This is a genomic window from uncultured Lacinutrix sp. (assembly GCF_947500605.1).
Classification (GTDB): Bacteria; Bacteroidota; Bacteroidia; order Flavobacteriales; family Flavobacteriaceae; genus Lacinutrix.
The window spans coordinates 115,109-141,481 of the sequence record NZ_CANMSJ010000008.1 but is presented as its reverse complement, the minus strand read 5'-3'; the positions used below and the strand labels follow the sequence as shown (position 1 = coordinate 141,481).

Here is a 26,373-nt window from a genome sequence, read left to right as displayed (position 1 = left end):
TACTGGGTAAAAATACTATAATATCGTGAGTAATAATAATATTGTAATAAGAGAAATTAAAGCGGAAGATAATGCTCAGATTGAAAGCGTTATACGTACCGTTTTTATTGAATATAAGCTGCCATTAGTTGGTACAGCATACGCAGATAGCGAAACACCTAAAATGTTTGAATCTTATAGTAAAACAAGAGAAGTATATTATGTGGTTACTGTAGATGGTGTTGTAGAAGGTGGAGGAGGTTTAAAACCTTTAAATGGAATGGAGGACGATGTATGCGAAATTCAGAAAATGTATTTTTCGTCGAAAGTTCGTGGTAAAGGTTATGGTAAAAAGATGTTTTTAAAATGTTTAGAAAAAGCGAAGGCTTTAGGTTTTAAGCAATGTTATTTAGAAACAATTCCGGAGTTAAAAGAAGCTATTCATATATACGAAACTAATGGTTTTAAGCATTTAAATGCACCTTTGGGAGAAACAGGACATTTTAACTGTGGTATTTGGATGATTAAAGATTTATAAATTAAGAAAAGAATAAACAGAGATTGTGTTAGTAAAAGACTTAGAAAATATATTTCATGAAACCTTAGATGCAATCTACGGTAAAGAAGAGGTTACTAGTTTCTTCTTTTTATGTACAGATGCATTTTATAGCATTACACGTTTTGCATTGGCATTAGATAGAGATTTATCTATTACAAAAGAAGAGCAACAACCTATTTTTGATGCTTTAGAAGCTTTAAAAAACGAAAAGCCCATTCAATACATTTTAGGCGAAACAGAATTTTATGGTTTACCATTTAAAGTGGATGAAAACACATTAATTCCAAGACCAGAAACGGAAGAATTAGTACAATTAATTATCGATTGTCATTCAGAACGAAGTAAAAATGATAAACCTTCAATTTTAGATATTGGTACAGGAAGTGGTTGTATTGCAATTTCGTTAGCTAAAAACATTGGTAATGCACAGGTTTCTGCAATGGATGTTTCCGCGAAAGCGATAAAAAAAGCAAAAGAAAACGCTGTTTTAAATGAAGTAAACGTTGAGTTTATAGAAGGTAGTATTTTAGATAAACCGCAATGGGAACTGTTATTTCAAGATTTAAAATTCGATACAATCGTATCTAATCCGCCATACGTGCGTAATCTTGAAAAAGCCGAAATACAAAACAACGTATTAAACAACGAACCACATTTGGCTTTGTTTGTAGAAGATGATAATCCGTTATTATTCTATAACGCAATTACTAAATTTGCTGTTGAGAAATTGAAAGAAAACGGACAACTATTCTTTGAAATCAACGAGTATTTAGGACCAGAAACGAAAACTCTAGTTGAGACTTTCGGATTGAAAAACGTAGAAATAATTAAAGACTTATTTGGTAAAGACCGAATGATAAAAGCGGATAAATAATGAAAAGCATAGCAGTATTTTGTGGCGCAAGCATGGGAAATGATGATACAATTATTTCTGAAGCTTATGCTTTAGGTAAAACATTAGCGCAACAAAACATAACTTTAGTTTATGGTGCCGCCAAAATTGGTATTATGGGAACGGTTGCTAATGGAGCACTTGAAAACAACGGAAAGGTTGTTGGGATAATTCCGGATTTTTTAAAGACAAAAGAAATTGTAAGTGAAGGCTTAACAGAATTAATTGTAACCAGTAATATGCACGATCGTAAAGTGAAGTTATACGAAAAAAGCGACGGTTTTATAGTTATTCCTGGCGGTTTTGGTACAATGGACGAGTTTTTCGAAATCTCAACTTGGGGACAGTTAGGATTGCATACCAAGCCTATTGGTATTCTAAATACTAGCGGTTATTACAATGCTTTAATTTCTCAATTTAAAACAATGGTAGAGAAAGGCTTTTTAAAACAAGAAAATTTAGATGCTGTTGTTGTAGATAATACTATTGATGGATTGTTAGAAAAAATGAATAACCATGTGCCATTGCCAGCACCAGAATGGTTAGATGTTTCTAAGCTATAAATTATGTGTAGGTTTGGTTTTGTTCTCGTATTTGTTTTCTTTTTTCTGAGTTGTAAAAAACAGAAAGAAGAGCAGTTACAACCTGTTGAAACTCCTGTGAAAGCAAAAAATGAGAGCGCAATTCCTGAAAAAACTCACGATTTTTCGTCCATACCTAAAGACACCATATTTGTTACTGGTAAGCATATTATTTTTACAAGACCATCTGAGAAAGAATTCGAAATATTAAAAGATGAAGAAGGGATTAATGAGGTGGATTCAGATTTTGGAGTGTATTCTTCCAAAGTAATAGATTCTTTACAATCTACTTACAAAATAACAGCTACTAGCAAGCGTATTATAGGTATTGTAAAACCTAATGATACTATTTATGTGGATCGCTTATTGCCTAAAGCAAGAGTGAGTCGAGATCCAATTCATTATTCTGCATTTTTAGTGTTTAACGACTATTTTTCAATCTATTCTAATGTCTATACAGATGGTGCTTATTACGGACTTATTAGAGACTATTACAATACAGTGCGTTTCGAAAAACCAATAGCAAATAAATATGTAATATCAAGAAATGGATTAAATATTAGGCAAGAAAACGGAACTGTAGATGGTAAATATAATAATGGCGACTTAGTTAATATTATAGGTTATACAGATCAAATTATTGAGGTTGAGGACGAAGGAAAAACAGTAAAAGGACGTTGGGCAATTGTACAATGGAGAGATGGAGGCACAACTTTAAAACGGTATGTGTTTGAAGGTTTTTTAGGAGATTTAGAAGATGTTATTATTTATGAAGATCAAATTTGTGTTGGTTCTAAACTTACAGAAGCTACTAGATATAATATAAAAGAAGCTGATATAGAGTGTTTAACAGAGTATTTAGATTTCGAATTAATTTCTAAAGCGAGCTTTAATGCATTAAAAACTTTTGAGAATACGTTTTTAACTAGTAATCCTTCAGTTGTAATAAAAGATAACGACGATAAAACCCAAGACATTACACTCCCTATTAAAGACAGTGTAATTGTATATAAAAGTAAAGTAGGTTACAGTAATTCTACACATGGTTATTATGGAGATATCGATTTTTTAAATCAATATTTAATGTATCATGTATATCCAAAGGCAGAAGATGCTTTTTATAGTTTTGTAGACAGAAGTACAGGCAAGGAAACTTATTCGTTTGCAGATTATCCATATGTTTCATTAGATAAGAAAAAGATTATTTCTTTTGCATTCGATGTTTACGAAGAACAGTTTTTTATTGAAATTTATAAAATAAATGAAGATAAGAGCATCGTTTTAGAAAATGCGTTTTATTTTGTGCATTGGTTAAAAACCTATCAAAATGAAATGAAGTGGATTTCGAATACAGAATTTGCAATAGAGATTGTAAATCAGAATGTTTGGAATGGAAGTGAGGTCAAAAACCCTCAATATTTAAAAATTAAATTAAAAGAATAAAGTAGTGGATAATATTAAGACTAAAATTGAAGCACTTCGTGTTGAGTTAAGAGAGCACAATCATAATTATTACATTTTAGATAATGCGACTATTAGCGATTACGATTTCGATATAAAATTAAAAGAACTTCAGGCTTTAGAGGAAGCGCATCCAGAGTTTTACGATGCAAATTCACCAACTTTACGTGTTGGAGGAGAAGTGACCAAGAATTTTAATACTATTGTTCATAATCATAGAATGTATTCTTTAGATAACTCTTATTCTCTGGAAGATTTACAAGACTGGGAAACTAGGGTCAAAAAAATGATTGATGGCGATGTTAGTTATACTTGCGAATTAAAATATGATGGTGCCTCAATAAGTTTAACCTACGAAAACGGTAAATTATTGCGAGCAGTAACTCGTGGTGATGGTTTTCAAGGTGATGAGGTTACAGCAAATATTAAAACTATTAAATCTGTGCCTTTACAGTTAAAAGGCGATTATCCTGAGAAATTTGATATTCGTGGCGAAATTGTTTTGCCTTTTGATGGTTTTATTAAAATGAATGAAGAGCGCGTTGCTAATGACGAAGAGCCTTATAAAAATCCAAGAAATACAGCGTCGGGAAGTTTAAAGCTACAAGACAGTGCAGAGGTTGCTAAAAGACCTTTAGAGTGTTTGCTGTATAATTTAACAGGTGAAAATTTAGGTGTTCAAGATCAATTTGAAGGTTTAGAAAAAGCTAGACAAATGGGATTTAAAGTTCCAAATGAAGCACGTTTATGTAATTCTATAGATGAAGTTTTTCAGTTTATAAACCATTGGGATAAAGCAAGACACGATTTACCTTACGAAACTGATGGAGTAGTAGTAAAGGTGAATAGTTTATACCAGCAAGAAGAATTAGGTTATACTTCTAAAGCGCCACGTTGGGCAATGGCTTACAAGTTTAAGGCAGAGCAGGTGTCTACGGTATTAAAAGAAATTACCTATCAAGTAGGAAGAACAGGAGCTATTACTCCAGTTGCAAATTTAGAACCTGTAGAATTAGCAGGAACTATTGTAAAGCGTGCTTCTTTACATAATGCAGATCAGATTGAAAAATTAGATATTAGAATAAATGATACTGTTTTTGTAGAAAAAGGAGGAGAAATTATACCTAAAATTATAGCTGTAGATTTATCTAAAAGACCTTTAGATTCTCAGCCAACACAATATATTACAGAATGTCCAGAATGCCAAACGCCCTTAGAGCGAATGGAAGGTGAGGCTAAACATTTTTGTCCGAATTATAATGGATGTCACCCACAGGTTGTTGGGAGGATTCAACATTATATTTCTAGAAAAGCAATGGATATTGAAGGTTTAGGAGGTGAAACTGTGGCGCTTTTAGTTACAGAAAAACTGATTACTAATTATGCCGATTTGTATACGTTAACCAAAGAGCAAGTGATGCCTTTAGAGCGTATGGCAGAAAAAAGTGCAGATAATTTAATAAATGGTATCGAGGCTTCAAAGCAAATACCATTCGAGCGTGTGCTCTTTGGAATAGGTATCCGTTTTGTTGGTGAAACTGTTGCTAAAAAACTAGCAAAGCATTACAAAAGTATAGAGGCTTTAGCGAGTGCTTCAATTGAAGATTTAGAAAAAGTTGACGAAATAGGAATTAGAATAGCACAAAGTGTGGTTGCCTTTTTTGCTTCGGAAGACAATGTAAATGCTATTCAGCGTTTAAAAGATTGTGGCGTGCAATTAGAAATTTCTGCAGACAAGCTAGCAAATCAAACAAACAGATTAGAAGGAAAAGCTTTTGTGGTTTCTGGTGTATTTACTCAAGTTTCTAGAACAGAACTAAAAAAACTAATTGAAGACAACGGCGGAAAGAATGTAAGTTCTATTTCTTCTAAAACAGATTTTGTAGTTGCAGGAGATAAAATGGGACCAAGTAAAAAGGAAAAGGCAGAGAAATTAAATGTGCCTTTGCTTTCTGAAACTGAGTTTTTAGATATGTTAAAATAGGCTTGTATTTGTGTTTTAGGCTTTTAAATTGAATACGAGTAAATGTTTTTTCATTTATCCATTATAAATATTTGTTTCCTAAACTTGGAAGTTGTTATTTTGGGAAGTTGATAATCCCTTGAATGTTTAATGTCTAGACCTCTTTTTTTAATCCTAGCAGCAATTGCTATTTTTACTGTTGTAATAGCTTTAGATTATTTTGATTTGGAAGTGCTGTCTTCTACATTAGAGTTATCTGTAGTGCCTTTAACCTCTTTAGTGTATTTGTTTTTTAATAAAAATAAAGACAAATTTTTAACGGCCTTTTTTGTAATTTATACAATAGGAGATATTGCTAATATTTTAGATTTTAGAGCAGAATCAAATTGGTCCTATTACGTTTGTAATGTCGCTTATATATTGGCTTATCTTTTTTTAATACTTTACATTGCTAAAAGCTTTATTTTTAAGTTAGTATTTAAAAAGTATCTACTCGAGTTTATGGTTTTACTTGTATTAGACTTATACATGATTTATGTTTTAATAAATATTATCAATCCTATAAATTTTGAATCTAATTTTATTGAATTAGTGCAAGCTGTAGAGTTCTTTTATAGTTTAATGGTTATTATAGTTTTATCTTTTTCTTTTTTAAACTACATTCAAAATGTAAACAAAAAGTACCTTTTGCTATTTGTTTCATGTGTTATGATAGCGTTTTCAGAGTTGATTTTAATAGGCTATTACTACATTGTAGATGATATTAGTATAAGTTATACTTCTTCAGTGTTATTTATTTGTGGTGTAATTATGTTGTTCTTCCATTCATTTGTTGATGTTAAAAAAGGATACTTAGCTTAATTAGTTATTGTTGAATGTTTTAATTTTATCATGTATTTTATCGATTAAATGCAAAATTATAAGTTTATTGGTGATTTCTTGCTTAAATTTGTGACACCTAAAAATTATTATAATGAAAATTACTAAGCTGCGGTTAATAACTGGTTTGCTTATCGCTATTTCTTGTTTGTTTATGGCAGGTGTGCTTTTTAATATAGAAACGCTATCTAATTTTTCTAAAGCATTTATTTTACCACTCTTGGTGTATCTGTACTTTACGGTGTCTAATGCAAGGAATAAGTTTTTTGCAATGTTTTTAATATTTTGCGCTTTTGCAGGATTTGTAAATGCTATAATGTTCTTAGATGTTTATATTTTATCTAAGGTTAGCAAGATTGGGCATATTTTGGGATATATAAGTTTACTCACCTATATAGCAAAAAGTATAAGCCTTAAAAAGCTTTTAGAAAAGTATAAAATTCCAATAGTTGTGCTAGCTATTTTTAACTGTTATCTAATTTTTTCACTAAATCAAATGATTTTAGCAGATAGAGTTATAGAAGTCTATACGTTCGATTTTTTAGTAGAGTGCATTTATAATATGTGTATACTATTGGTGCTTTCGTTTTCATTAGTGAACTATCTGTATCACGATTCTAAAAAAGGATTAATCTTGTTTTTGGCTAGTGTGTGTATTGTGTTTTCAGAGGTGGTACAAGTAGCATATATCTTTGTGTCTTCAGAGTATGTTTTAAATGTAACCTATGCAGTACTTTTAGTAACAGGTTTTTATCTTGTTTACGTGTACATAGTTTCTAAAATTAATATATTCTATAAAGTTTTATTTTAAAAACGGAATGTCTTTTCTGTAGAAGAATAGAACAACGGAAGAGAGTGTAAAAGTTGTAAGTGCGGTAAAAAACAAAATACCTCCGTCTCCATTTACAGCTATACCTAATTTAGTCATGTGCATGAATATTGCGCCTCCAATAACACCAATTGTTATAGTAGCACCAACCCATATTGTTTTAGGTATTAGTAATAAGATACCGGCAATAAGCTCTAGTATGCCTATGGCAATACGTCCATAAGGTTCCATACCTACCTGCTTAAAAATATAAATACTATCTGGATGGCCAGTGAATTTAAAACGTAAGGTTTGTATTAAAATAATAGCTATAATAATGCGTAATCCTAAAAGTATTTTGGTTTTCATAATTTTTGACTTTGCTTATATAAAGTAAATAATTATAATCTTGGTCGGAAAACGAAGCCTTGTATTACACTATTATAGAAGTTCCGTCTGCTGTCTTATTCTTTTCGGCATCAAAATAAAAATCAATTTTCCCTAAATTTATGCCATAACAACCTACTTGGTTTACTAATACATTTTTGCCTTCACTGTTTTGTGCAACAGTTGGTTTTGGTAAAAAAGTGTGTGTATGTCCTCCAATAATTAAATCTATGTCTTTTGTAGATTTTGCAAGAGTAAGATCACATATTCTACTTGGGTTCTTAGAGTAGTAGTAGCCTAAATGAGATAAGCATATAATAAGGTCGCACTGTTCTTCTTCCTTAAGGATTCTAGACATATCTGTAGCTATCTCAATAGGATCTAGGTAGTTTGTTTCCTTGTACATGTTTTTGTTAACTAAACCATCTAGCTCAATTCCAACTCCAAAAACACCAATTTTTAAACCATCTTTTACAAATACTTGGTAAGGCTTAACATGCGTATCCATTACAGTATTTTTAAAATCGTAATTGGCAGATAAAAACTGAAAACTAGCATGTGGTAATTGTGCATATAAACCATCAATACCATTATCGAAATCATGATTACCAATAGTGGCTGCATCATATTTCATTTTAGACATAAGCTTAAACTCAAGTTCTCCACCGTAATAATTAAAATATGGTGTGCCTTGAAAAATGTCTCCAGCATCTAATAATAAAGTATTTGGATTCTCATTTCTAATAGACTCTACTAAACTAGCACGTCTTGCTACACCGCCTTGGTTTGCATTTCTAGCATCATCTGGCCCAAAAGGATCAATATGACTATGTACATCGTTAGTATGTAGTATAGTAATTTTTTTAGTTTTTACAGATGCATTACAAGATTGAAACCCAAATCCGCCAAGAGTAACTAAGGCTGTTGCTGCTGATGATTGTTGTATAAATGTTCTACGTTTCATTTCTATTATTTGGTTTGGGTAAATCTGTTATCAATCTTTGGGTTTATAGTATCTACTTTTTTAAAGTAGTCTATCATGGCATTTCTAATTTTATAATCTATATGGTAAATAGAGTCGTTAGGTTTGAAAAAGCGCATGCCATCTCCACCATCGTATAGATAATCATTAGTTGCTACGTAATATGTTTTGTCTTTAATAATCGGCTTTCCTCCAATTAAAGCTTCAGAAATTTTATAGTCTCTATCTATAGTAAGTTTTATACCTTGTACAGGATGCGCTCTTTTTGCTTGGCTTAAATATTGCATCATGCTATCTATTTGCTGACCTTTTAAAGCAATAACAACGATACTGTTTTCAAATGGCATCACTTGAAAAGCTGTTTCTGTAGTAATATCTCCTTTAGAAATAATAGAGCGAATACCGCCATGATTTAATATAACAGCATCAATATGTTTATTTGTTCTTTTATTAAAAACATAATCACCTTCTTTAAAAACAATATCCGCCATTAAATTTCCAATAGCAGTATTTAAGTGTCCATCAGATTTGTTGTAGGTTTCCGGAGCATAAGACAATACAGCATTCATATCGTCTGTTAATCTGTCTCTGTATGGAGCAATTATAGCATCATAATCTTGGTCTATTTCTAGGCTGTCTTTTATGCCAATTTGTTTACCTTCAATTTTAGAAAGTACAAGCGGCTCTTGCTTACAAGAGAATATGAATGCTAGAAAGCAAACAGAAATTAGTAAGTGGTATTTTTTCATTTGTAATACTTATATTTTTTTAGAAAACATTTAGTTGGTTTTCCTACTTTTGTACAAAGCATAAAGATAAATGATTTTAAAAGGATTTAAAGAAAAATCTAATAAAAACTATATTGATTCTCAGTCAAAAAATAGAGTTGTATCTCCATCTAATACTAAAGTTAACCGTATTGGAGTTCTATTTAATACCGAGGAGTTAATTAATGTTCCTATTTTTAACGGTTTAGCAGAAGGATTAAATATTAAGAAAGAAAATATAGAAATAATTGCTTTTAAATCACAAATTAAAAAAGACGAAGATGTTTTTAGCCCAGCTTATACATTGAAGCATCTAGGTTGGAAAGGCACAATTAAAGAACCGACATTAAAAAAGTTTTTAAATACGGAATTCGATCTTTTAATTAGTTATTATAAAAATGATATCACACCGTTAAAATTATTAACGGTTGCATCAAAATCAAAATTTAAAGTTGGCGTTTTAGAAACAGACGAACGTATAAACGACTTAATAATTAAAACTGAAATAGATGATTTTAAAACATTTACTTCAGAATTAAAGAAATATCTCAATATTCTAAATAAAATATAGATAAAATGAAAAACCCTTTTTTAGGAACAGGAATTGCAATAGTAACACCATTTAAAACTAATGGTAGTATAGATGAAGAAGCTTTAGCTAATATTGTAGAATTCAATATTGATAACGGAACAAATTACATCGTTATAAGTGGTACAACAGGAGAAAGCGTAACCATTACAAAGCAAGAGAAGCAAGATGTTATTGCAATAATTAATAAAGCTAATAAGGGAAGATTGCCTTTAGTTTTAGGAATTGGAGGAAACAATACTGCAGAGGTTGTTAAGGAAATTGAAAGTACAGATTTGTCTCAATTTGCAGGAATTCTATCTGTGTCTCCATATTATAGTAAGCCAACACAGGAAGGGATTTATCAGCATTTTAAAGCAGTATCAAATGCATGTCCTGTGCCAATTATTTTGTATAATGTTCCGGGAAGAACAGCATCTAATATGTCGCCAGAAACAACATTAAGGCTGGCAAATGATTTCGAAAACATTGTAGCAGTAAAAGAAGCTGGAAACAATGTGGCGCAATATTTAAATTTATTAAAAAATAAACCTGAAGGTTTCGGAGTAATTTCTGGAGACGATGACTTAGCTCTTAGTGTTGCCTTAGCAGGAGGAGATGGTGTAATTTCTGTAATTGGTCAAGCTTTGCCAAAAGCATTTTCTAAAATGATAGCGTTAGGAAGAGCAGGAGAAGCAAAGGAGGCTTATAAAATTCATTTTGAATTAATGGAGATAACAAGTCTTATTTTTTCTGAAAATAATCCGGCAGGAATTAAAGCTGTTTTACAAGCTTTAGATTTGTGTAATGATACTGTGCGTTTGCCACTTGTTGTTGCAACTGATGAATTAAAAGAAAAAATTAAAAACTATTTATCAAATTTTAATAAATAAGTTATAATCGTTAAATAATACTTAAAGCGTGTGGTAGCTTAATTTCAACTCTTACTTTAGCAATGAAATTATATTTTTAAAATCCATATTAATAGCGTATTTTTGCATCTTGTTTAAAAATCTATGTTGTGAGCATTAGCGAATTGCATTAAAACAGATGAAAAAACATTAAAAAGACCTGATGAAAAACATATTTTATATACTAATTCTAGCTTTAACTTTTACATCTTGTAACGAATATCAAAAGGCATTAAAGTCTGAAGATGCAGCTACGAAATATAAAGTTGGAGAAACGCTTTACGATGCAGGAAAATTTTCTAAAGCTAATCGTTTATTCGAGCAAGCTATTCCTCAATATAGAGGGAAACCACAGGCAGAAAGGTTAATGTATTTAAATGCGGATGCTTCTTACCAAATGAAAGATTATTTTGTAGCAGGTTATCATTTCGAGCGTTTTGCTTCTGCATACCCTAAGAGTTCAAAAAAAGAAGATGCTCTTTTTAAAGCAGCAAAAAGTTACTATCAATTATCACCTGTTTTTTCTAAAGACCAAGAAGATACTTTTACAGCACTAGAAAAATTACAAGAGTATATTAACGTATATCCTGAATCTACAAACGCAACAGAAGTTAATGCTTTAGTAAAAGAATTAAGTTTTAAACTAGAAAAGAAGGCTTTCGAAACGGCTAAGCAATACAATAGAATTTTAGACTACAAAGCTTCAATTTCTTCAGTAGATAATTTTATAATAGATTTTCCTGGATCTTCACTTCGTGAGGAAGCTTTATATATTAAATTCGATTCGGCTTACCAACTAGGTACAAAAAGTGTTGAGTATAAAAAGAAAGCGCGTTTAGAAGCAGCAATTGCAAACTATAACACGTTTAAAAAAGCGTATGCAACTTCAGAGTTTTTAGAAGATGCAACAGAAAAGTATGAAGATGCTTTAAAACAATTAGAACAGTACAATACAAAAAGTTAATATAACAACTATGGATTTAAAAAAAATCGATGCTCCTTTAAGTACAACAACTTACAATAGAAATAAAGTTGATGCACCAACAGAAAACATCTACGAAGCAATTTCAATAATTGCAAAAAGAGCAGAGCAAATTAATTCTGAAATCAAAAAAGAATTAATCGAAAAGTTGGAAGAATTTGCAACTTATAACGATTCTTTAGAAGAAATCTTTGAAAACAAAGAGCAAATTGAAGTATCTAAATTCTACGAAAAACTACCTAAGCCACACGCTTTAGCAGTAAAAGAGTGGTTAGACGATAAAGTGTACCATAGAAGTACAGAAGAAAACCAAGACTAATTACTATGTCTATTTTAAGTGGCAAAAATATACTTTTAGGCATAAGTGCTGGTATTGCTGCTTATAAAACAGCGACATTAGTAAGAGTGTTTATAAAAGCAGGTGCAAACGTAAAAGTTGTAATGACGCCTGCTTCTAAAGACTTTGTAACACCTCTTACACTTTCCACACTATCTAAAAATCCTGTGCATTCTTCGTTTTATAATGAAGACGATGAGAATGCAGAATGGAACAATCACGTAGAGTTAGGTTTGTGGGCAGACTATTTTTTAGTTGCTCCAGCTACTGCAAATACATTGTCTAAAATGGCAAATGGTACTTGCGATAATTTGTTATTAGCAACATATTTATCTGCTAAATGCCCAGTTTATTTTGCGCCTGCAATGGATTTAGATATGTACATTCATCCCTCTACAACAAGCACATTTTCTAAACTAGAAAGCTTTGGGAATATTATGATTCCTGCAACATCTGGAGAATTAGCTAGTGGTCTTGTAGGACAAGGTCGTCTTGCAGAACCTGAAGATATAGTTGCTTTTATAGAAGCAGATATTCTTAAAAGCTTACCTTTAAAAGGTAAGCAAGTGCTTATTACAGCTGGACCAACTTATGAAGCTTTAGATCCTGTAAGATTTATAGGTAATCATTCTAGCGGTAAAATGGGTTTTGAAATAGCTAAGGCAGCAGCTAATTTAGGTGCTGAGATTATATTAATTACTGGGCCAACTCATCAAAAAGTAAAACATAGCCTAATACAAGTTATACCTGTTTTTAGTGCTCAAGATATGTACGATGCTGCTCATCAGTTTTTTAATACTGTTGATGTTGCTATACTTTCGGCAGCAGTAGCAGATTATAGACCAAAAGAAATCTCTACGAGTAAAATAAAAAAGAAAGGTGAAACGTTAACACTAGAGCTAGAGAAAACTAAAGACATTTTAGCATCTTTAGGAGCTATAAAAACAAAACAATTGTTAGTTGGTTTTGCATTAGAAACAGACAATGAACTAGAATATGCAAAAGGAAAACTTAAAAAGAAGAATTTAGATTTAATTGTTTTAAATTCGTTAAGAGATAAAGGTGCTGGTTTTAAAACCGATACCAACAAAGTAACTATTATAGACAATAAGAACAACATAAACGCTTATCAATTAAAGTCTAAAGCAGAAGTAGCAATAGATATTTTAAGTGTTATAACACAAAAATTAAATGCGTAATCTACTTATACTTTTAGTCTTTTTTGCAACAAGTTTTGGCTTTTCTCAAGAGCTTAATTGTAATGTAGTTGTTAATGCGCAGTTAACTGGTAACGAGAATCTTCAAATTTATAAAACGTTAGAAAAACAATTAACAGAGTTTGTAAATAAAACACAGTGGACTAAAAGAAAATTTAAGCCTCAAGAGCGTATAGATTGCAATATTGTAATTAACGTTACTGGACAAAGTGGTGAGAATTTTGAAGCTTCGGTTCAAGTACAGTCCTCTAGGCCAGTGTTTGGTTCTACATATACAACACCTGTCTATAATGTAAACGATAAGGATTTTTCTTTTAATTACTTAGAGTTTCAGAATTTAACATATAATGAAAACCAATACGAATCTAACTTAATTTCTGTATTAGCATTTCATATTAATATGGTATTAGGTTTAGATGCCGAATCTTTTTCTAAAGAAGGTGGTGATCCTTATTTTAAACAAGCACAGCGTATTGTAAACTACTCTCAGCAAGAAAATTTTAAAGGCTGGAAATTAGAAGATGGATTGCAAAGTAAGTTTGCACTTATCGATAATATTTTATCACCTACATTTAGTGATTTTAGAACAGTAATGTATAATTACCACAGAAAAGGTATGGACATTATGAGTACTAACAATAAAGACGCTAAAAACGAAATAGCTTTATCTCTAGCTTACTTTAGAAAAATGAATGCAAATAGACCAAACTCTTATCTTGCAAGAGTGTTTTTCGATGCTAAAGCCGAAGAGATTGAACAAATTTTTTCTTCAGGACCAAGTGTAGATGTTACTACTTTAATCGATTTATTAAATAGAGTAGCACCAACACATGCTAGCAAATGGAGAAATATTAAGTTTTAAGTTTCTTTATTACCTTCGTTACAAAATAAGTAGCAATTTTTAAAAGCCTAATCTTAAATTCTTATGCTAACTTCGTTATCTATTAAAAACTACGCATTAATCGACCATTTACAAGTCGATTTCAACAATGGATTTACCATTATAACAGGAGAAACTGGAGCAGGAAAATCTATTCTTTTAGGCGGCCTATCTTTAATTCTTGGAAAACGAGCAGATTTAACTAGTCTTCGTGATAAAGAAACCAAATGTATTATTGAAGCTAATTTTGATGTTACAAACTATAAATTAGAAAAATTATTTAAAGCAGAAGACATAGATTTTGAGCCTCATACTATTATTAGACGTGAGATTTTACCAAGTGGTAAGTCTAGAGCTTTTGTAAACGATTCTCCAGTAAAACTTTCTAGTTTACAACTTTTAGGATCACGATTAATAGATATTCATTCGCAAAACGAAACGCTTCAGTTGGTAGACGATGCTTTTCAATTTCAAGTTATCGATGCTTTAGCAAATACCCAAGATGAAATTAGTAAGTATTCAGATAAAAGATTAGAATATAAAAAACTAAATAAAGAGCTTGATCAACTTGTTGTTTTTCAAACAGAAGCAATAAAAGAGCATGACTACAATTCTTTTTTATTAAATGAATTGACCGAAGCCAAACTAAAGCCAGGTGAGTTAGAAACTTTAGAAGAAGAGCTTGAAACATTAAGTAATATTGATGCTATTCAAGAAAAACTAACAGCTTCAAATCAGTTATTAAGCGATGAGCAAACAGGCGTTTTATCTAACTTAACCGAGTTAAAAAACACGCTAAAACAGTTGTCTGGTTTTTCTAATAAATACGAAGACCTTTATAATAGAGCAAATAGTAGTTTAATAGAATTAGACGATGTATTTAGTGAACTAGAAACATTTCAAGACGACTTAGAAGCAGATCCGAATAGGCTAGCAGAAGTAAATAGTAGATTGGCAACAATTAATAACATGTTTCAAAAACATGTGGTAAATTCAATTGAAGAATTAATTACTATTGAAACAGAACTGTCTGATAAAGTTTTAGCAACACTAAATGTAGAGGCAGACATCGATAAAAAGAAAGCTGAAATTCTAAAAATAAAACAAGATTTAGATGCTGTTGCTTTAGTTATTCATAATAAAAGAAAAAAAGCAATACCATCTTTAAAAAAGAAGTTAGAGGCTATTTTGGCTCAATTGGGAATGCCAAATGCACAATGTAATATAGAACTAACAGTTTCCGATGTTTACTATGCTAATGGTAAAGATGAATTAGCATTTTTGTTTTCTGCAAACAAAGGAGGCGACTTTAAACCTTTAAAAAAGGCAGCTTCTGGAGGAGAATTATCTCGTATAATGTTAGCTATAAAATCTATTCTTACACAATATATTAAGTTGCCAACTATTATGTTCGATGAAATAGATACAGGAGTATCTGGAGAAATATCGAATAAGATGGCAGATATTATGGCAGGAATGAGTACAACAATGCAAGTGTTTAGTATTACACATTTACCACAAATTGCAGCCAAAGGGCATACGCATTTTAAAGTTTATAAAGAAGATGTAAACGAGGTTACAACAACCAATCTTGTAGAGCTTAATCACGACGAACGAATAGTAGAAATAGCACAAATGCTAGGAGGGATAGAAGTTTCTAATTCTGCTTTAGCTCATGCAAAAGAGCTTTTAAATTAAAGTACTATTTAGCCTTGTAAAAGGTAAACTTAACGTATAAAATAAAATACTTTTTTATGTTATCTTTGAAGTGTAAACACAACCAATCAACAAAAAAATAAACAAATAATAGTATGTCATATAATTTACTAAAAGGAAAAAGAGGAATCATATTTGGAGCACTAGATGAAAATTCTATTGCATGGAAAACTGCTGTTCGTGTAAATGAAGAAGGTGGAACATTTGTACTTACTAATGCGCCAGTTGCAATGCGAATGGGACAAATTGATGAGTTAGCAAAAATTACAGGTTCTCAAATTATTCCTGCAGATGCAACTAGCGAAGAAGATATTGAAAACCTTATAGAGAAATCTATGGAAATTTTAGGTGGTAAAATAGATTTCGTATTGCATTCTATTGGCATGTCTATAAATGTAAGAAAAGGTAAATCGTATACAGATCAAAATTATGCATGGACACAGAAAGGTACAGATGTATCTGCGATGTCTTTTCATAAAGTTATGCAAACACTTTACAAGAAAGACGCAATGAACGAGTGGGGAAGTATTGTTGCTTTAACATATATGGCTGCACAACGTGTTTTTCCGGATTATAACGATATGGCAGATAATAAAGCCTATTTAGAAAGTGTTGCACGTAGTTTTGGATATTTCTTTGGTAGAGACAAAAAAGTAAGAGTAAACACTATTTCGCAATCTCCAACACCTACAACCGCAGGTAGTGGTGTAAAAGGATTTGATGGTTTTATAGCTTATGCCGAAAAAATGTCGCCATTAGGTAATGCAACTGCAATGGATTGTGCTAATTACACAGTAACATTATTTAGTGATTTAACAAAGCGTGTTACATTACAAAATCTTTACAATGATGGTGGATTTAGTAATATGGGAGTAAGTGATGCTGTAATGGAAGCTTTTGTAGAAGGAGAAAAATTAAAGAAATAAGTTCTAAGTATATACTATTTAATAGAATTTAAAACCATGGATACTTTTATGCATGGTTTTTTTTTGCTTTATACTTAAGGTTTTGTACATGGAATTAACAAAGCGTTAACCTTTTGACGATGTAAAGTTACATGTAAGCGATTTGTTGGTTATTTAGGTGAAAACGTTCATTATTATTAATATTTTTAGAAAACTATTAATTACTAACAATTACCTAAAATAACTAAACATGAAAAAAATTACTTTATCGCTTTTTATGATGCTTTTTGTCTTATTAGGCTTCTCTCAAATTCAAGTTGGAGAAGGAACTAATCAATCTCAAGCAATGCCATTTGATCCTTTTTACGGTTATTCTTATAGTCAAACTATATATACAGCTGCAGATATTAATACTTCTGGTACTATTACAGGATTACAGTATTACTTTAGTGGGACAACTAGTTTAGATGATAGTCAAGATTTAACAATTTACATTGGGCACACAACAAAAACAGCATTTGCTAGTAATACAGATTGGGAGCCGGTTTCTGGTCTAACGGCATCTTACACAGGAGGTATAGATGTTTCTGCAGGAGTAGGGTGGGTAACGTTAACATTAGATACTCCATTTGCTTACAATGGAACAGATAACCTTGTTATTGCATTTGATGAAAATATGGCAAGTTATGATAGTTCTGGAGATGATTTTTGGAATACATCTACACCTGAGTTTAGAAGTATCTATTATTTAAATGATACTACTAATTCAGATCCTGCAGATCCAGAAGATGCTACTGGCACAGTACCATATGCACCAAGTATTATATTTAACGGCTTAGTCTCAACCTCGCCACCTAATTGTGATGCAGCATTATCTAGTCCAGTAGATGGATCTGTTAATGCGTCAGTCTCTGGAGATTTATCTTGGAGTGCTGCTACAGGTCAATTAACAGGTTATAATGTAACAGTAGGAACAAGTACAGGAACTTCAGATGTTTACAATGTTGCTTTAGGAAATGTAACTACTACTAATGTTGGCGGTTTAATGCCAAATACTCAATATTTTGTTAACATAGTACCTGTTAATGGTGTTGGTCCAGCAACAGGTTGTACAGAATATTCTTTTACAACAATAGACTCACCTGGTTGTCCAGTTGTTACAGCAACTCCAGATGTTGCTTGTGGTAATTACGAATCAAGTTTGTCTTGGGATGCTATAGATATTGCAAGTTCTTATACTGTTAAAATTGGAACAACAAGTGGAGGTACTGATATTGCAGATAACGTAAACAATTTTTCAAACAATGCCTATACTTTTGAAGGTGCACCAAATACTACTTATTATTACACTATTAGTGCGTCTAACGAAGCAGGAACATCTATCGATTGTTCTGAAGGTTCATTTACAACTGCTGTAGATTTATGTTATTGTGATCCTTCTTCAACAAACGCTAATACTACAACTTTAATAGATAATGTGTCAACTACAGGAGCAAACGTTAATTTATCTAATTTAGAATCTGGTCTTTCTTCAAATCATTATGCTAATAATTATGATACAATGGGAGTAACTAGTTTTGCAACAGGTACATTCGATTTTACTATTGAAGTAGAAGGAGGAACTTTAGGTTTAGGTATATGGGTAGATTGGAATGGAGATAAAGTACATGACGTGTCAGAAAATGTTTTTACTACAACATCATATAGTAATGGTCCTTTTTCAGGAACTATTACTGTTCCTGGAGGAACAACAAACGGTGAATACCACATGAGAATTATAGCTGATTTTAACGATCTTAATCCAGGAGATGGTGATGCTTGTTCTTTAAGTTCTGGTAGAGGAGAAACAGAAGATTATAAATTAACGGTTGTAGATCCTCCTGTATGTGGAGCCCCTACAGCATTAACGGCAACAAACATAATGTTTAATGCAGCAGATTTAGGTTGGACAGATGCAGGAATTGCTACTTTATATAATGTTGAAATAGTAGATGTTACTGCAGGAGATGTAGTTTCAGGTTCGGCTGATTATTCAGGTGTATCAAACCCATATACAGTTATTAACTTAGTGGAGGATAATGATTATGAGTTTTATGTGCAAGGAGACTGTACAGCAGACGGTACTTCTTTATGGGTTGGGCCATTTGCTTTTACAACGCCATTAGCATGTCCTGCTCCAACGAGTTTAGATGCTGACAATATTACAGCAGTCTCAGCAGATTTATCTTGGACTGCAGGTGATTCAGAGTCATTATGGAATATAGAATTAGTTGATTTAACAGCAGGTGAAACTGTTTCAGGAACTGCAAGTTTTACTGGTGTAACAAATCCATATACATTAACTAATTTGTCAAGTGTTAATGATTACGCATATTATGTTCAAGGAGATTGCTCACCTAATGGAGACTCTACATGGGTAGGGCCGTACTACTTTACAACGGCATGTTCTTTTGAAACACCAAACTATTTAGAAGATTTTACATCATTTTTAAACACCTGCTGGAGTGAAGCCACTGGCCCTATAACTGGTCCAACTTCATTTGGTAGTTCTATATGGGCGGCAGATGGCTTTGCTAACGATGGAACACAAGGTAGTGCAAGAGTTAATATATACACAACAGGAAATGATGAATGGTTGTTAACACCTATTTTTGATTTAACTGGTGGTGGTTTTGAAATTAATTTAGACGTTGCATTAACCGCATATACAGGTACAGCTGCGCAAACATTAAATTCTGACGATGCAGTTTATGTAATGCAATCTATAGATGGAGGTGCTACATGGACAACTATTTACACTTGGGATGCTGCTAACTCACCATCAAATACAGGGAATAACGTAACAATAGATGTTTCTGGTGTTACTAGTGCAACTGCTCAATTTGCAATATTTTCTTTAGAAGGTTCAACTTCTGGTGGAGACATGAATTTTTATGTTGACAATTTTCAAGTAAGAACTCCGCCACCAGCAAACGATGAATGTGTAGGGGCTATAATGCTTACTTTAGGAGCAGAAGTGGCTTTCGATAATACAGGAGCTACAGATTCTGCTGCTGAAACTTGTTATTCTGGTACTGTAAGTGATATTTGGTACTCGTTTGTTGCTCCTGTTTCTGGAGGTGTAACAATTACAGCTGGAGGTTCTACTCAATATACTTTATATTCAGGCGTTGATTGTGATAATTTAATTCAAATAGGTACATGTAGTCAGTCTGTTCATGCTGGTCTTGCAGCGGGTACATACTTTGTATCTGTAACAGATGATGGAACTGCAAAAGTTCCTGGAGCTAGTACTATAAAAGTTGATGACACAGCAACATTATCTAATATAGAATTCGAATCTAGTTCAATATTTTCATACTATCCAAACCCAGTAAAAAACACGTTAACATTAAACGCGCAACAAGCGATTACTAATGTATCTGTATTTAATATGTTAGGTCAACAAGTTATTAGAACAGCACCAAATGCAGTATCTAATATTGTTGATATGTCTAACTTACAATCTGGAGCTTACTTTGTACAAGTAACGGTTGGAACAAGTGTAGAAACTGTAAGAATTATTAAAAACTAATAATCACTTATATATTGTTTTACTAAGTTCTAGTACGACATAAATATTTTAAAAGCCACTCTAAAAAGAGTGGCTTTTTTTGTCAAAAGATTATCTGTTATGTTTTTAAGAAAACAATAATATAAGAATAGATATACTATTGAATTATATTTTGAGATTTAATTGGAAGAATTTATTTTTTAGTCTCAAAAAGGCAAATAATAATAGAGAGATGAATTTGCTAAACTGTAAAAGGAATTTTTGTAAAATAGAAAGTAAAAGAAAAATAATTAAATTTTTGCTTGTGTAAGAGTTTATATATGTATCATGTTTTTCTTAAAAAAGATAATCAAAAAGCAATAATAAAATCCATACCGAATTCTAATTCTTGAATAGTGTTTAAACGGAATATCTATACATATTGACGGTTTGTTGTTATTTTTAGTGTTTAATTGTTAAAAAAATAATATTTTAGAAAATTAATAATTACCTAAAAACCTAAATATGAAAAAAATTACTTTATTACTTGGTCTAATGCTTATGGCATTTTCGTATCAAGCTAATGCTCAAATTACTGTTGGATCAGGAACAGGAACACAGTCAAACGTACCAATTGTTAGTTGCTACGGATACACTTATTCTCAACAACTATATCTTCAACCTGAAATTAATTCATCAGGAAATATTACATCTGTTGCTTTTTATGTGTCTTCTGTACCAACAACAAATGATGAAAGTACAGATTGGACTATATCTATGGGACATTCGACAAAAACAGAATTTGCAGATACAGCAGATTGGGAAGAAGCTAGTGGTTTAACTGAAGTATATACAGGAACAGTTGCTTACCCAGAAGCGGGTAATTGGATGACCATTACATTTGACACTCCTTTTGCTTATAATAATACTGACAATTTAATTGTAGCCATTGATGAAAATCAAACAGGTTATGATTGTACAATTAATTGGCAGAAAACTGATACTGCTGAAAATAGAAGTATATACTACCGTAACGATAGTACTAATCCAGATCCAGCTAGTCCTCCAAGTGCTACAGGAATAGGAGCGTATTATGCAAATACTATTTTTGGAGGATTAACAGCATCATTACCACCTAATTGCGATGCTGTACTTACTGCTCCCGTAGATGGAGAAATGAATGCAGGTTTAAATGCAGGTCTTGCATGGTCTGCTGCAACAGGTTCTCCTGATGGATATAAAGTTACCTTGGGTACTTCAACAGGAGCAACTGATATTGCTGATGCAGTTGATGTTGGTACAGATTTAACATATGCTGTTACGTTAATGGCAGGTACAACTTATTTCGCAACAATTACACCGTACAATGCTAATGGAGATGCAACTGGTTGTACCGAAGTTTCTTTTACAGCTGTAGATGTACCTGAGTGCCCTGTAGTTACAGGAACTCCTGATGCTGCATGTGGTAATTTTGATTCTAATTTATCGTGGGTTGCAATTGCTGCAGCAGATTCTTATACAGTTTCTGTTGGAACAAGTGCTGGAGCTACAGATATTGCAGACAACGTAGATGTTGGTTCAGCTCTTACATACGATTTTGTATCATCAGCAGCTACTACTTATTATTATACTGTAAATGCAGTAAATACAGCAGGAACTTCTTCGGGATGTATAGAAGGTTCATTTACAACTTTTGCTAACGGATGCTATTGTGACTCTATGCCTTCAAGTAATGATGCTACAGGTATTGGTAGTTTACAAGTTGGAACTACAGATTTTACAAGTGGTGGAGATCTTACTTACGAAGATTTTACAGGAACAGCTGTTGATTTAGGTCAAGGGATTTCTGCGAATGTTATGATTGGTTTTGAAACAGGTTATACATATAATACTAATATTTGGATTGATCTAAACGATGATTTAATTTTTGATGATGCAACTGAATTGTTTTACAGTGGAGAATCAGCAGCTGCAAATCCATCTACATTAGATGCTTCTTTTATGATGCCTGCAACGGCAACTTTAGGAACTCATAGAATGAGAATTGGTACTGCAGATTCAGGACAAGCAACTCCAAACTCATGTTATAGTGGTTCTTATGGTGTAACTATGGACGTAGATGTTAATATTATTGCAGTTTCTTGTACTCCTCCAACAGGAACAGCGACTTTAGTTACAGATTGTGATAATGCTCAGTTTTCTGTAGATGTAGATGTTACAGGTTTAGGTGATGGTACATCTCAAATTAACGATGGTACTACTACGTATGCAGCTAATGCCTTAGGGATTGTAACTGTAGGACCTTATGCAGATGGTACTTCTATAGCTCTAGTTATAGAAAACGGTACAGATGCTACTTGTGATCTTGATTTAGGTACTTTTACAAATACTTGTCCAATTGCTGGGCAATTATGTTCATCAGCTATTGATATTACATCAATACCATATACTACTACAGATAATACAGCAAATTATTTTGATGATTATGAAAATGGATCAAGTCCATGTAGTGCTTATTATATGAGTGGAGACGATGTGTTTTATTCTTATAGTCCAATTATAACTCAAACATACAGAGTCTCTCTTACAGGAATTGATGCTAGTTATTCAGGTTTACATATTTGGGATGGTTGTATAGATGGAGCTACAGCTCCAGCATGTGTTGGTTTTTTAGGTAGTTCTAATACTGTAGATAGAATTATAGATGTTGAACTTGCAGCTGGAACAACTTATTATATCGCTATTTCTACTTGGGCAGCACCTCAATCTGTAGGTTATACATTAAATATTGATGTTGCACCTCCTGCAAACGATGAATGTGCAGGAGCAGAAGCTTTAACATTAGATTTAGAAATTACTGCTGATAATACAGGAGCTACAGATTCTTCAATAGCTGCCGATTGTTTTACAGGTACTATTTCAGATCTTTGGTATTCTTTTGTAGCAACATCAACAACAGAGGCTTATATTGCTACAACAGCTGTACAATATGGTGTGTATAGCGATTGTGCTGGTACAGAAGTTATGGGTTGTAATACTTCACCTATAACAGGATTGGTTGATGGTGATACTTATTATATTAGAATTAATGATGATGGTGCTACTGTTGGCCCTGAATCTTTTACATTAGAAGTTTCAGATACAGAAATTTTAAGTGTTTCAGATTTTTCAGTGAGATCTTTATTTACTTACTACCCAAACCCAGTAAATAATACTTTAACATTAAACGCACAAAAAGCGATTACTAATGTAGCAGTATTTAATATGTTAGGTCAAGAAGTTATTAAATCTGCACCAAATGCAGTTTCTAAAGCTATTGATATGTCTAACTTAAAATCTGGAGCTTACTTTGTAAAAGTAACTGTAGGAACAACTGTAGAAACAATAAGAGTTATTAAAAACTAATAATTACTTATTAAGTGTTTTACTAAAAATTAGTACAACATAAATATTTTAAAAGCCACTCTTTTTAGAGTGGCTTTTTTTATTGTATTACTGTACATTTGTGTTATGCAATTATCATTTTCTTTTATCATACCTGTTTATAATCGCCCTAACGAGATAGAGGAGCTTTTACAAAGCTTTGCTAAGCTAGAATCGATAACAACAGAATATGAGATTGTTATTATTGAAGATGGTTCTACAGATTCATCAGAGCGTATTGTAAGCAACTATAATTCACATTTAAATATATCATATTATTTTAAAGAAAATTCTGGACCAGGAGATTCTAGAAATTATGGTATGCAAAAAGCAAAGGGCAATTACTTTATTGTTTTAGATAGCGATTGCATTTTGCCTAAAGAATACTTAAAAGAAGTAGAAAAGAATTTAAATACTAATTATGTAGATTGTTTTGGAGGTCCAGATGCAGCACATGCTACATTCTCAAACTTACAAAAGGCTATCAATTTTAGTATGACTTCGTTTATTACTACAGGAGGTATTAGAGGTAATAAAAATAGTGTAGATAAATTTCAGCCTAGGAGTTTTAATATGGGTTTATCTAAAAAAGCATTTGAGGCTACAAAAGGTTTTGGGCGTATACATCCAGGAGAAGATCCAGACTTATCTATACGTTTATGGGATTTAGGTTTTAAAACAGCGTTTTTTGAAACGGCTTATGTCTATCATAAAAGAAGAATCTCGTGGTCTAAGTTTTATACACAAGTTAATAAATTTGGAATGGTAAGGCCCATTCTTAACAAATGGCATCCTTCAACAAAAAAAGTTACATATTGGTTTCCTACAGTATTTGTGTTGGGGATTATACTTTCAATTATATTAACTTCTTTTAATGTTATGCTTCCAATATATCTTATCTTAGGATATTATATGTTAGCGTTTAGTTTGGCTTTATTTCAAACTAAAAGTATTAAAGTAGCGTTTCAATCTTTAATAGCAATAACGATTCAATTTTTTGGATATGGTATTGGTTTCTTTAAAAGCACATTTTATATTGGTTTTTTAAACCGAAATCCGGAAAAGCAATTTCCACATCTATTTTTTAAATCTAAATAATGTCTGTAGTAATAAGTAAATTAAAAAACGTTGTAAAGAGTAGGAGGCTTAATGTGTTTCTTATCTTTTTTTTACTTGCATTTTTTATTTTAGTGCTTGCTAGACTTTCTGCTAGTTATACAAATACAGTTGACTTTAAGGTAGTGTTAAAGAATATTCCAGACGAAATGATAGTGCTTAATGATTCTACTAATACATTAAAGTTAACAATGACTGCAGATGGTTTTGAATGGATGAGATATTATCTAAAAACACCATCGGTAGGAATCGATTTTAATAATGAAGTAAAAAAAGCAGATTCTTTATATGTTTGGTCTTTATCTAGAGGTTTTGCCGGAATTAATAATCAGTTTAATAAAGACGTTGTTGTAAAAACAATTAATCCAGATACACTTTTTTTTAAAGTAGATATCAATGCTGTAAAAATGGTGCCTGTTAAACCTAATTTTAATATTAGTTATAGTCTAGGTTATAATGTTTTAAATACTATAGTTACAGTACCAGATTCTGTAAAAATAATTGGCCCAGAATCTTTACTTTTAAAAATTGATAAAATAGAAACAGAAGTGCTAAGCAGAAAAGAGGTTTATAAACCTTTTAGTACACAGTTGTCCTTAATATCAGAGACTAAAAATTCTCAAATTAAAGTAAAAACTAAAGCTGTTACTGTTAATGTTAAAGTCGAAAAATTTACAGAAGGTACTCTTAGTTTACCAGTAAATATAATTAATGTTCCAAAAAACGTTAAGGTTAATTATTTTCCAAAAACTATAAACTTATCATATTACACAAGTTTAGAAAATTACAATACTATTGATGTAAATGATTTTGAAGTGGTTTGCGATTTTAACGAACACAACAATAAGTATTCGTACTTAACACCTAAATTAGTAAAAGCGCCAACAACAATTAAAACATCGCGTTTACACGAGCAGAAAATAGAGTATATAATTTCAGAATGATAACAGTAGGACTTACAGGTGGAATAGGTAGTGGTAAAACTACAGTTGCCAAAGCTTTTGAAGCTTTAGGAATACCAATATACATAGCCGATGATGAGGCTAAAAAACTAATGAATACCTCTAAAGTTCTTAAGAGAAAACTAATAGCTCTTATTGGAGAAGTTGCATATAAAGACAATGAGTTAAATAGACCGTATCTAGCAAAAGCTATTTTTAATGACAAAGGTTTACTGGAGAAAATGAATGCTATTGTACACCCAAAAGTAGGTAAGCATTTTATTAAATGGAAAAATAAACAAAACGCACCGTACGTTATAAAAGAAGCTGCTATTCTTTTTGAAAACGGAAGCTATAAAAACTACGATTATATTATTACAGTTACTGCACCCGAGAAAACTCGAATAGATCGCGTACTAAAACGTGATAATGCGAGTATTGAAAAGGTGAAAGCAATTATTGCTAACCAATGGCAAGATGATGAAAAAGTTCGCCTATCGGACTTTGTAATAATAAATACTAACCTCGATAACACAAAAGCTGAGGTTCTGAAAACACATAACAAACTCTTAAAAAAAAGTAAATAA

At 31.8% G+C, this 26,373-nt stretch carries 23 protein-coding genes; 20 read left to right on the top strand and 3 right to left on the bottom strand.

The features are described 5' to 3' along the window. The first annotated feature begins 25 nt into the window (after window positions 1-25). The 7 genes from Q0935_RS12185 (at window position 26) to Q0935_RS12155 (ending at window position 7,125) form a co-directional block, all read left to right on the top strand. Window positions 26-517 (top strand): GNAT family N-acetyltransferase, encoded by a 492-nt coding sequence (locus Q0935_RS12185; RefSeq protein ID WP_299386423.1) that lies wholly within the window; start codon window positions 26-28, stop codon window positions 515-517. 25 nt (window positions 518-542) lie between these two features. Then, a complete protein-coding gene (prmC, locus tag Q0935_RS12180) occupies window positions 543-1,412 on the top strand; it encodes a peptide chain release factor N(5)-glutamine methyltransferase (protein WP_299386419.1) in 870 nt (289 codons plus the stop codon). Beyond that, window positions 1,412-1,993, top strand: a complete 582-nt coding sequence (locus tag Q0935_RS12175) for a TIGR00730 family Rossman fold protein (protein ID WP_299386414.1) — start codon at window positions 1,412-1,414, stop codon at window positions 1,991-1,993. The genes prmC and Q0935_RS12175 overlap by 1 nt, the downstream gene beginning before the upstream one ends. Before the next feature lie 96 nt (window positions 1,994-2,089). Next, window positions 2,090-3,454, top strand: a complete 1,365-nt coding sequence (locus tag Q0935_RS12170) for a hypothetical protein (protein WP_299386410.1) — start codon at window positions 2,090-2,092, stop codon at window positions 3,452-3,454. Window positions 3,455-3,458: 4 nt separating this feature from the next. Next, window positions 3,459-5,456 carry an NAD-dependent DNA ligase LigA gene (gene ligA / locus Q0935_RS12165; RefSeq protein WP_299386406.1) on the top strand — a complete coding sequence of 666 codons (1,998 nt, stop codon included), beginning with the start codon at window positions 3,459-3,461 and terminating at the stop codon, window positions 5,454-5,456. 129 nt (window positions 5,457-5,585) lie between these two features. Continuing rightward, window positions 5,586-6,296 (top strand): hypothetical protein, encoded by a 711-nt coding sequence (locus Q0935_RS12160; RefSeq protein ID WP_299255064.1) that lies wholly within the window; start codon window positions 5,586-5,588, stop codon window positions 6,294-6,296. Between the two features lie 112 nt (window positions 6,297-6,408). Further along, on the top strand, window positions 6,409-7,125 hold the full coding sequence (locus Q0935_RS12155; RefSeq protein WP_299255067.1) for a hypothetical protein: 717 nt from the start codon (window positions 6,409-6,411) through the stop codon (window positions 7,123-7,125). Here the strand turns inward: Q0935_RS12155 and Q0935_RS12150 are convergent. From Q0935_RS12150 to Q0935_RS12140, 3 genes are all read right to left on the bottom strand, one after another. Further along, window positions 7,117-7,491 carry a DoxX family membrane protein gene (locus tag Q0935_RS12150; RefSeq protein WP_299255070.1) on the bottom strand — a complete coding sequence of 125 codons (375 nt, stop codon included), beginning with the start codon at window positions 7,489-7,491 and terminating at the stop codon, window positions 7,117-7,119. The two genes, Q0935_RS12155 and Q0935_RS12150, sit on opposite strands and share 9 nt — an antisense overlap. A 64-nt stretch (window positions 7,492-7,555) precedes the next feature. Continuing rightward, window positions 7,556-8,473, bottom strand: coding sequence for a bifunctional UDP-sugar hydrolase/5'-nucleotidase (locus Q0935_RS12145; protein ID WP_299386402.1), 918 nt, complete (start codon window positions 8,471-8,473; stop codon window positions 7,556-7,558). 5 nt (window positions 8,474-8,478) lie between these two features. Beyond that, a complete protein-coding gene (locus tag Q0935_RS12140; RefSeq protein ID WP_299386397.1) occupies window positions 8,479-9,240 on the bottom strand; it encodes a 5'-nucleotidase C-terminal domain-containing protein in 762 nt (253 codons plus the stop codon). 70 nt (window positions 9,241-9,310) lie between these two features. Between Q0935_RS12140 and Q0935_RS12135 the strand changes: the two genes are divergently transcribed. The 13 genes from Q0935_RS12135 (at window position 9,311) to coaE (ending at window position 26,373) form a co-directional block, all read left to right on the top strand. Then, window positions 9,311-9,829, top strand: a complete 519-nt coding sequence (locus Q0935_RS12135) for a hypothetical protein (protein ID WP_299386393.1) — start codon at window positions 9,311-9,313, stop codon at window positions 9,827-9,829. Window positions 9,830-9,834: 5 nt separating this feature from the next. Next, the gene (dapA, locus tag Q0935_RS12130) at window positions 9,835-10,719 is read left to right on the top strand and encodes a 4-hydroxy-tetrahydrodipicolinate synthase (protein ID WP_299386389.1); all 885 of its coding nucleotides are present in this window, start codon (window positions 9,835-9,837) and stop codon (window positions 10,717-10,719) included. 181 nt (window positions 10,720-10,900) lie between these two features. Further along, complete coding sequence (locus Q0935_RS12125) at window positions 10,901-11,701, top strand: outer membrane protein assembly factor BamD (RefSeq protein WP_299255085.1); 801 nt, start codon at window positions 10,901-10,903, stop codon at window positions 11,699-11,701. A 10-nt stretch (window positions 11,702-11,711) separates the two neighbouring features. Continuing rightward, window positions 11,712-12,038, top strand: coding sequence for a DNA-directed RNA polymerase subunit omega (locus tag Q0935_RS12120; RefSeq protein ID WP_299255088.1), 327 nt, complete (start codon window positions 11,712-11,714; stop codon window positions 12,036-12,038). Between the two features lie 5 nt (window positions 12,039-12,043). Next, window positions 12,044-13,255 (top strand): bifunctional phosphopantothenoylcysteine decarboxylase/phosphopantothenate--cysteine ligase CoaBC, encoded by a 1,212-nt coding sequence (coaBC, locus tag Q0935_RS12115; protein ID WP_299386385.1) that lies wholly within the window; start codon window positions 12,044-12,046, stop codon window positions 13,253-13,255. Further along, a complete protein-coding gene (locus tag Q0935_RS12110; protein ID WP_299386381.1) occupies window positions 13,248-14,135 on the top strand; it encodes a DUF4835 family protein in 888 nt (295 codons plus the stop codon). The genes coaBC and Q0935_RS12110 overlap by 8 nt, the downstream gene beginning before the upstream one ends. 63 nt (window positions 14,136-14,198) lie before the next feature. Further along, entirely contained in the window at window positions 14,199-15,851 is a 1,653-nt protein-coding gene (recN, locus tag Q0935_RS12105) for a DNA repair protein RecN (protein WP_299386375.1), read from the top strand. A gap of 113 nt (window positions 15,852-15,964) precedes the next feature. Then, window positions 15,965-16,795, top strand: a complete 831-nt coding sequence (locus tag Q0935_RS12100; protein ID WP_299255101.1) for an SDR family oxidoreductase — start codon at window positions 15,965-15,967, stop codon at window positions 16,793-16,795. A 229-nt stretch (window positions 16,796-17,024) separates the two neighbouring features. After that, entirely contained in the window at window positions 17,025-20,348 is a 3,324-nt protein-coding gene (locus Q0935_RS12095) for a fibronectin type III domain-containing protein (RefSeq protein WP_299386371.1), read from the top strand. A gap of 483 nt (window positions 20,349-20,831) precedes the next feature. Then, entirely contained in the window at window positions 20,832-23,711 is a 2,880-nt protein-coding gene (locus Q0935_RS12090) for a T9SS type A sorting domain-containing protein (RefSeq protein ID WP_299386368.1), read from the top strand. Between the two features lie 105 nt (window positions 23,712-23,816). Next, window positions 23,817-24,827 (top strand): glycosyltransferase, encoded by a 1,011-nt coding sequence (locus Q0935_RS12085; protein ID WP_299386364.1) that lies wholly within the window; start codon window positions 23,817-23,819, stop codon window positions 24,825-24,827. Continuing rightward, window positions 24,827-25,789, top strand: coding sequence for a YbbR-like domain-containing protein (locus tag Q0935_RS12080; protein WP_299386360.1), 963 nt, complete (start codon window positions 24,827-24,829; stop codon window positions 25,787-25,789). The genes Q0935_RS12085 and Q0935_RS12080 overlap by 1 nt, the downstream gene beginning before the upstream one ends. Next, entirely contained in the window at window positions 25,786-26,373 is a 588-nt protein-coding gene (gene coaE / locus Q0935_RS12075; RefSeq protein WP_299386357.1) for a dephospho-CoA kinase, read from the top strand. Before Q0935_RS12080 ends, coaE begins: the two co-directional genes overlap by 4 nt.